This is a genomic window from Methanolobus sp., from assembly GCF_030682845.1.
Classification (GTDB): Archaea; Halobacteriota; Methanosarcinia; order Methanosarcinales; family Methanosarcinaceae; genus Methanolobus.
This window is the reverse complement of the sequence record NZ_JAUXNK010000069.1, coordinates 1-7,555: the sequence shown is the minus strand read 5'-3', so window position 1 is coordinate 7,555 and position 7,555 is coordinate 1. Positions and strand designations below refer to the sequence as shown.

At 43.7% G+C, this 7,555-nt stretch carries 8 protein-coding genes, 1 tRNA gene and 1 pseudogene; 6 read left to right on the top strand and 4 right to left on the bottom strand.

Annotated elements, in window-relative coordinates:
- The 3 genes and pseudogenes from Q8J68_RS08490 to Q8J68_RS08480 form a co-directional block, all read left to right on the top strand.
- Positions 1-286 (top strand): annotated as a pseudogene (locus tag Q8J68_RS08490) (ISH3 family transposase); the annotation flags it as partial.
- A gap of 96 nt (positions 287-382) precedes the next feature.
- Positions 383-580 carry a hypothetical protein gene (locus Q8J68_RS08485; RefSeq protein ID WP_305311088.1) on the top strand — a complete coding sequence of 66 codons (198 nt, stop codon included), beginning with the start codon at positions 383-385 and terminating at the stop codon, positions 578-580.
- Between the two features lie 66 nt (positions 581-646).
- The gene (locus Q8J68_RS08480) at positions 647-973 is read left to right on the top strand and encodes a hypothetical protein (RefSeq protein WP_305311087.1); all 327 of its coding nucleotides are present in this window, start codon (positions 647-649) and stop codon (positions 971-973) included.
- 250 nt (positions 974-1,223) lie between these two features.
- On the opposite strand, the gene Q8J68_RS08475 is transcribed toward Q8J68_RS08480, so the two are convergent.
- Positions 1,224-2,006 carry an epoxyqueuosine reductase gene (locus Q8J68_RS08475; RefSeq protein ID WP_305311086.1) on the bottom strand — a complete coding sequence of 261 codons (783 nt, stop codon included), beginning with the start codon at positions 2,004-2,006 and terminating at the stop codon, positions 1,224-1,226.
- Positions 2,007-2,232: 226 nt separating this feature from the next.
- Here Q8J68_RS08475 and Q8J68_RS08470 point away from each other — a divergent pair, with 226 nt between their 5' ends.
- The 3 genes from Q8J68_RS08470 (at position 2,233) to Q8J68_RS08460 (ending at position 4,397) form a co-directional block, all read left to right on the top strand.
- Positions 2,233-2,532: an SIMPL domain-containing protein gene (locus Q8J68_RS08470; RefSeq protein WP_370867621.1), complete on the top strand. Its 300-nt coding sequence runs from the start codon at positions 2,233-2,235 to the stop codon at positions 2,530-2,532.
- Positions 2,533-2,632: 100 nt separating this feature from the next.
- Positions 2,633-3,466: a hypothetical protein gene (locus tag Q8J68_RS08465; RefSeq protein WP_305311085.1), complete on the top strand. Its 834-nt coding sequence runs from the start codon at positions 2,633-2,635 to the stop codon at positions 3,464-3,466.
- A gap of 157 nt (positions 3,467-3,623) precedes the next feature.
- Positions 3,624-4,397 (top strand): winged helix-turn-helix domain-containing protein, encoded by a 774-nt coding sequence (locus tag Q8J68_RS08460; protein WP_305311084.1) that lies wholly within the window; start codon positions 3,624-3,626, stop codon positions 4,395-4,397.
- Positions 4,398-4,616: 219 nt separating this feature from the next.
- On the opposite strand, the gene Q8J68_RS08455 is transcribed toward Q8J68_RS08460, so the two are convergent.
- From Q8J68_RS08455 to Q8J68_RS08445, 3 genes are all read right to left on the bottom strand, one after another.
- A tRNA-Leu gene (locus tag Q8J68_RS08455) sits at positions 4,617-4,701 on the bottom strand.
- Positions 4,702-4,805: 104 nt separating this feature from the next.
- A complete protein-coding gene (locus Q8J68_RS08450) occupies positions 4,806-6,161 on the bottom strand; it encodes an MATE family efflux transporter (RefSeq protein ID WP_305311083.1) in 1,356 nt (451 codons plus the stop codon).
- 135 nt (positions 6,162-6,296) lie between these two features.
- The coding region (locus tag Q8J68_RS08445; RefSeq protein WP_305311082.1) for a deoxyribodipyrimidine photo-lyase at positions 6,297-7,555 on the bottom strand (1,259 nt) is incomplete at its 5' end.

The window sequence follows — 7,555 nt, the reverse complement described above, 5'->3', positions numbered from 1 at the left end:
CGTCTACAGAAGACGGTTTGCTATCGAGTCGTCGTACAGGATGAGAAATATCGTTAAACCAAGAACATCAACAAAAGATGTAACCTTCAGATACTTCTTCACCATAATATCATTCCTGCTCAGAAATGCATGGCTCTGCCTCCAGAAAAAGCATTTCACGATAGTAAAAACAGGCCCTATAAACATTGATGAGGACAAGTTCAGGTTTGCTAGATTCATTCTGTTTGTTGAAGAATGGCTTAGAAGAAAGTTAAGAATTCAGTTAGTAGTGCAATGTTTAAGGTAATTCAATAGCGTGAGGATATGGAGGATGAAAATTTAGCGAAGTACTGAATTTATCCTAAACCACCTGAAAACAACAAGTGCCGCCCTACTTCCTCAAATGAAAGTGCTTGAAGAAAATCATCTTGTCATCCATTATGATGATACCTATGACCTTACGAAGATCGGAGAACTGATAGTCAATGAAATTGAACCTTTATTGGCTACTATTGCGGTCCTTGATAAGAACATAGAATACTGGGGGACTCATAAGCTTGATTTCATCCCACCTCATCTTTTAGAAAGGATCTATGAGTAAGGAGAATGTGAAATAATAACCCCTTCCATCACAAATATCTTTGAGATAAACAGCAATTTTCATGAAATGTCCAGGAAGTCACTCTATCCTTTTCGTGTCACTGCATTCCTCTACCCGAACTATTCCATGCTTTTCTCAGAATTGATCTTAAACAATGTTAATATACAGCTCATCGTTTCCAAAGACCTGCTTGAAAAGATAAGAACTGACGAGGATAATGATTTTAAGCAGTTGATTCAAAGCGGGCTGCTTCATCTTTTCGTTTACCCCGACAAAATGGATTTCCTTACCTTTGCATACAATGATAATAATCTACTGCTTAATGCGTTAAAAGATAACATGGAATTTGACAATAAGCACATACTCTCATGCAACCCGAGTGCACTTGAATAGGGAAAAGATCTGTTTGAACACTATCTGAAGTCTTCAACGCCAATTACAGAAATATAAGGAGCAAACATTACAATGGTGTCACAACTTCTGATGCGAATCGTGACTCCGGTTGAATGATAAAAGCGATTTTGGTCCTGCAGAGATTCCACATATCCGCATGATGATCACTTTAAGATGGGAATCCTACAGAACCTTAAATCAAGTAATGGACCACGTTTTGATCCGCTTGAAGCGAAGGACTGCTACTACTTCAAGCAAGGCCCCGTTTTCGGGGAATGATTTCCTCATCCAGGACTTTGCCATAGGGACAGGCAAGGTTGCAAATGGTGCATTCCATGAATCCCCGGTCAGTTATTCTGCGGATGTGTTTCTCCCATTTAGCATCTATGTCTCTTTCGAGCTCATGGGCCACCACACATTTGTCGTATATCACTTTTTCACCGGGAGTCACTCCCTGTGACGGACCCGGAATAATCGCACCATAAGGACATGATTTCACGCACAATGACTCTTTCTGGCACAGAGGCTGCTCCGCACACAGATCCCTTGGGAAAGGCTGGTCCGGTGTGAGCTCAGCCGTGGTGAGCAAAGCTATCCAGCGTACCCTTGGACCATATTCAGGCGTTATCACTTGGGTGTTATGACCTATGAATCCAAGCCCTGCAAGATGCGCTGCTACTTTTACATGCACTGAATGAGTTGGGATCGCTTTGATATCCTTGTCATCCCACAACCATTGGGCCAGCCGCCATGCACGGGTTTCCACAGTTTCGTAGTAGAGGTTATAGTATTCGGCTTCCCCTCCGCTGAAATCACCCGTTCCGGGCGTACTTATCGCAGAGTTCATGCCTTCATCCCAGATCACCATTCCCATGACCACAAGGGATTTTGCATCAGCCATAAATTCAGATGGCTTCACAAGTCCGCGACCTGGCGGAAACTCTACATCCTCAAGCTTATTTAGATCAGAAACACCAAAAAGCTGGAATCCTTTTTCCATGGCTTTAGCTCTTATCTCCTCTTTTAGATCCAACGTTTGTCTCCTGCAGAACTTTTCACCTGCGTATTAACAGAGTTAACTTGTTGTATATAAAACAAAGCCAGTGCAATACTCAATACCCATGATAATCTTCAATAGACATGATAATCTGAAAAAGGCATGATAATATGCTCCCATTCAGGCTTTACACCGATGCTCGATATTCAATGAAGGACGCCTTTTTTTAAAGATGTTAATACAGGACGAGATAAGACTATAAATACAGATAGCAATACACATAAACATTATACTTAGATATCCAGTTATAAAAAATGAACTCCTGGAAGAACTTGTAAATACAGCAGTTGCTGATGCTGCACCAAAGGCCAACATGCTTGCCGGAAGCCTGGGTGTTGAGATAGTGGGTGTACAGACATCCTCCATAAGCGACAGCACCGGTTCAAGGATATATTACCCGGCACCACAGGAAGCAAGGGATGAAGCTGCAGTTTCCACCCCAATCCAGCCGGGAGAGTCCACTGTTTCAATGTCAGTCCAGGTAACATATATTATTGAGTGAAAGGTTTTAAGCTCTGTGAATTGAAAACATATCCAAACGGAATGTGTAAAACACAGAGCTACCACTCTGGAATTTGAGAAGGAACTTTGACCGGTTAACCATGGACACGAAAAAAATATCATCGCTTTCAAGACCACTTGACACGGACTATCCGGATAACCGGTTAATTGTCCTTCTTTGTGCCATGATATTCATTGCATCAGTTTTGTTCAGGATGATTTCAGGAGATAATCTTCTTCCGGGAATCATCTGGAGCGCAAGAGATGCTCTGTCAGTGTTTTTTGCATGGGCGCTCACAAAGGAGATCGATCCGGATCACCCGGAATCTGCAATCATTGCCGCCGGCGTAGGAATTTCAGGCCTTTTCCTGTTTAATTATCCTAATTTATTGATTGCTTTGTTGCTGGTATTCCTTTTCAGGATGGTGAACCGGACAGTAGGCGTGCCCTTGACCTTGTATGACAGTATCCTGATAGTGATTACTGGAATTTATCTCGTTTACACTGGAAAATGGATGTACGGGATAGTAATGTCTATTGCTTTTTTTATGGATGCTATATTAACTAATCCCGTCAAACGGCATTTCCTCTTTGCCTCTATTTCACTGATAGCCGGTCTTTTTGGTTTTTACATGAAGGGTATTGAGATTGACCTTATATCAGGATATTACATCATTGTCCTGTTGCTTTTGGCCCTTTTTTTCATTTTCAGGATAGTGCTAGCCGGAAAATCCCATTCCATATCAGACAGGTCCGGAGACCCTTTATCAGACAAAAGAATTCTTGTTACCTGCATTGTTGCTCTTATTGCAGGATTGCTGGCAGTACTTGAAGGATTGACTTCCATTGCTGCAACTTTTCCTTTATGGGCTGCAATAAGTGGAGCAACTGTATTTGATATCTCACAAAAGCTGTTGAAATTGACACGATATTAGATCATTATTCAATCTGCAAGGTTTATTCTGTTAAAACATTATATAAATTACAAGAATTATATTTAATTTACTATAAATAGCAATAGCCTCCTAATTTAGTAGGGTAGTATCTGAAATTATAATTGCTTGAGTGAGATTGATGCAGATGAGGAAACCATTGCTTGATGTAGCATTTAAGTCTGAAAAGAGAAAGGGAGTTCTCTTGCTACTACAGGACGGAGCAAAGAAAATGGATTATCTTCTAAAATCCCTTGATACTAACAGACAAGCATTACTTCCGCAGATTAGAATACTTGAAGAACATTATCTTGTTGATCATTATAACCATATATATAGATTAACGGATATCGGGAAGTTACTCGTTGATGAGATGGTTCCGCTTCTTGGTATTATTGAAGTTTTGGACATAGACATTGATTACTGGGGAAACCATCAATTTGATTTCATTCCACCCCATCTCTTCAAAAGAATGAACGAGCTGCAAAAATGTGAAGTAGTAAGACCTTCTCATACAGATATTCACGACCTTAATAAGACCGTTATGAAAACATCCTTTAAGTCTGAATTTCAGCGTGCAATTTGCACATTTTATCATCCCCACTTCCCTGAGTTTTTCTCCGGTTTGATGCAGAATAATGCAGATGTTTATTTTATTACAACTCCGGAAGTGCTTGATAAACTAAAGACAGAGCGTATAGTAGAGTTTGAGAAACTTTTCGAAAGTAAATTGTTCCATTTTTATGTCAGCTTTGCAAAACTGAATCTTCTAGCTATTGTATTCAATAATTACCACCTTCTTATTCGCCCACTAAAACATGATGGAGAAATTGATAGCAACCATATACTATGTTCCAGTCCAATGGCGCTTGAGTGGGCGAATGATCTTTTTGAATATTACCTGAAGGATTCTACGCGGATAACTGAAATTTGATTAATTATAGTTAAAGACCTTTGGTTTGTAACTTATGAGTTCTAAAATGATGGTCTATTGGTAGTTACAGCAATATCATAAGTTTCAAACAATTGGTTCTTAACTATAATTCAGTAAGCCTCAATATACTGTTAAAGGCATATTAAGTCATAAAACCAATTATGCAGGAAGTCTACAAAGTGTTGCCACAACTGAAGTTGTAAATGTTCAAAAATCGCATGCGGGGGGTGCGATTCGAACGCACGAATTCCTACGAAAATGGGTCCTAAGCCCATCGCCTTTGACCTGGCTGGGCAACCCCCGCACAAAAGGAGTATGATGTAAACAGATGCTTTACATATTAATATTGCGGAGGCTTGCTTAAATAGATGGCTGCTTTTAGTTGAGGGTGCAGGCCGGGCTGAGGTATCAGGGATTCCTGAGCTTTTCTCCTTTTAGCACCTTCAACTCCTCGTAGAGCATCACCATCACTACCGCAAACATCAGGTAATCGGCCACGGGGGTTGCAAACCACACGCCATGCAGGCCGAAGAACATGGGCAGGGCCAGTAGCAGGGGAAGCATGAACACGAATATCTTGCCCAGGTGAATGAACAGGGCATATCCGACACGGTTTATGGACTGGTAGTAAGTGGCGTTCACCACCACGATACCCTGGACGAGCAACGATGCCACTATGATCTTCATGCCGATCACAGTCGTTTCAAGGATCTCCTCCGTATCCGGATTAAATATACCGACAACCATTTCCGGTACCAGATAGACGATAATGACACCGATGCTTCCGATAGCCACGCATGCAGCCATGGCAAGCTTCAGGGTTTCTCGCACACGGTCGTACCGGCCTGCACCATAATTGAAGCCCACTATCGGCTGCACACCTACAGCAACACCCTCAAACATCATATAGAATATAGCAAAAGAATAACCGATTATCCCGTATGCAGAAATGACACCTTCGTCTCCGTATTGCAACAGCACGAAATTGTGAGCCAGGAACAGCACAGCAACGGAGAGCTGCATCGCAAATGACGGAAGGCCGCTCTCAACTATTCTCAGCACTTCACGGGGCTGGAATCTCATTGTGCCAAAGCTCACCCGAAGGCCGGTCTTACTGCTGAAGAAGTGCATTGAAAGGATGCTTGCACTCAACCCAAAGGCAAGAACTGTAGCAAGCGCCGCCCCGAAGAGCTGCATGTCCAGCATTATAACGAAAACGTAGTCCAGCACTATGTTGACCAGTACAGCAAGGATCATGGCCCTCATCGCCAGCAAAGGATAGCCGTCGTTCCTCACAAGAGGGTCAAGGGTCAGGGCAAGAATGATGAATACCGATCCCATGAATATCACATTCATGTAGTCTTCCGACATTGACCTTACAGTATCGCTGGTATCGAACATGCCGATCAGCGATGGTCCCAGAAACAGGCCCATCGCCGTGATAACCAGGCCTGCTGCAAACACAAGAGGAAAGACATTGGACATTATCCCCCTGGCTCTGTCCCGGTGAGACCTGCCCAGCTCAAGAGCCACAAGGCTGGCGGACCCCATGCCGATCATTATGCCGGCAGCTACAATGAACATCACAAAGGGGAAGGCAAGCGTCACTCCGGCAAGTCCATCGCTTCCCACGCCGTTACCGATGAAAACACCGTCAATAATGGTCTGGATACCGGCCACTAATATACCGGCCATGGCAGGGAAAGTGAACCTGCGAAAGAGACTCCACACACTATCGGACAGCATTTCTTCATCGCTTACCATTTATATCCCCGGCATCTTAAGTGAAACTCTCTGATTAGTCAAGGTGACTATTTAAGCCTGCTCCAATCAGCTTGAACTCTGACAATAAAACTGACAATAAATATATATTCTCAATAAGAATGCAGTTTTGAAAAATTACAGAGAGCCAAACACTGCCAATGTCCTGCCCCTTTCTTCTTTATGGTCAACTATTGCAGACGGATATCCGGTAGAAACCGGAGGCTCGTCCCTTTCAAGGCCGTGTATCCCGGCAGCGCCCATTTCCCTGAGCTCCGGCAACCACTTCCGTATATACTCACAGTCAGGATCATACTTTCTCTGCTGAAGCCAGGGATTGAAGATTCGGAAATACGGCTGTGAATCCGCACCAGTAGAAGCTGACCACTGCCAATTACCGTTATTTACACACGGGTCATAGTCCACGAGTTTGCTTGCGAAATATCTCTCTCCCAGATACCAGTCGATATGCAGGTCCTTTACAAGGAAAGATGCCACTATCATCCTCACCCTGTTGTGCATGAATCCAGTCGTATTCAACTCCCTCATACCTGCGTCAACTATGGGAAAACCGGTGCTTCCCGAACACCAGGCATGGAAAAAGGAATTGTTGTAACCCCACTGGATGTTCCGGAACTTTTCCTTGAACGATTGACTGAACACAGAAGGAAAATGATGTGCTATATGAGTGAAGAAGTCACGCCAGTATAACTGCCTGATCAGCTGGTGGTCTTCCCCAAGTTCATTTCGAACATAATGGTAAAACTCCCTTATGGATATGGTCCCAAGTTTGTTATGCGCTGAAAGCCCTGTTGTCCCCTGAAGCGAAGGATAGTCACGCTCAGCGGCATAGTTCTCAAATCGAGACAGGTCTTCCAGTACCTGAAGGGCCTGTGTCCTTCCGCCTCGGGAGAATAGCTTTTCGTTCTTCAGCGGCAGCAGCTTTTCAGGAGCCGGTGTTTCTTCAATGCCCGATTCACCGGTATAGAACTTGCCTTCTGCGAGCGTCGAAGGTATGGGAATATCCCTTTTTGAGCCTGCACGAAAGAACTGGGAGAAAACAACGTAGGGTCGTCCTTGCTGGGTGAGAACCCCTCCCGGCTCATTGAGCAGGCAGTCATGGACTTGTGTGAACTTAACATCCAGGCCTTTACATGTATTCCTTATTGTCTCATCCCTTCGCCTGCTGAAAGGAGTATAATCCTCATTGACAAAGACTGCATCCACACCTAGCTTGCCCGCAAGCTGGCCGATAACATCCTCGGCTATCCCGGAGAAAATATACAGTCTGCCGCCTTTTGCCTTGAACTGCCTCTGAAGATCTTCCAGCGACTCAAGCAGGAACTGGAAGGCATTGGGATTGAAACCAAGCCGTTTAGAGCTTGCGAGCCTTTGGT

Bases quoted from the DNA above. Each gene is read 5' to 3' on its own strand.
- Q8J68_RS08485 (WP_305311088.1), top strand. From the start codon at position 383: ATGAAAGTGCTTGAAGAAAATCATCTTGTCATCCATTATGATGATACC.
- Q8J68_RS08480 (WP_305311087.1), top strand. From the start codon at position 647: ATGTCCAGGAAGTCACTCTATCCTTTTCGTGTCACTGCATTCCTCTAC.
- Q8J68_RS08465 (WP_305311085.1), top strand. From the start codon at position 2,633: ATGGACACGAAAAAAATATCATCGCTTTCAAGACCACTTGACACGGAC.
- Q8J68_RS08450 (WP_305311083.1), bottom strand. From the start codon at position 6,161: ATGGTAAGCGATGAAGAAATGCTGTCCGATAGTGTGTGGAGTCTCTTT.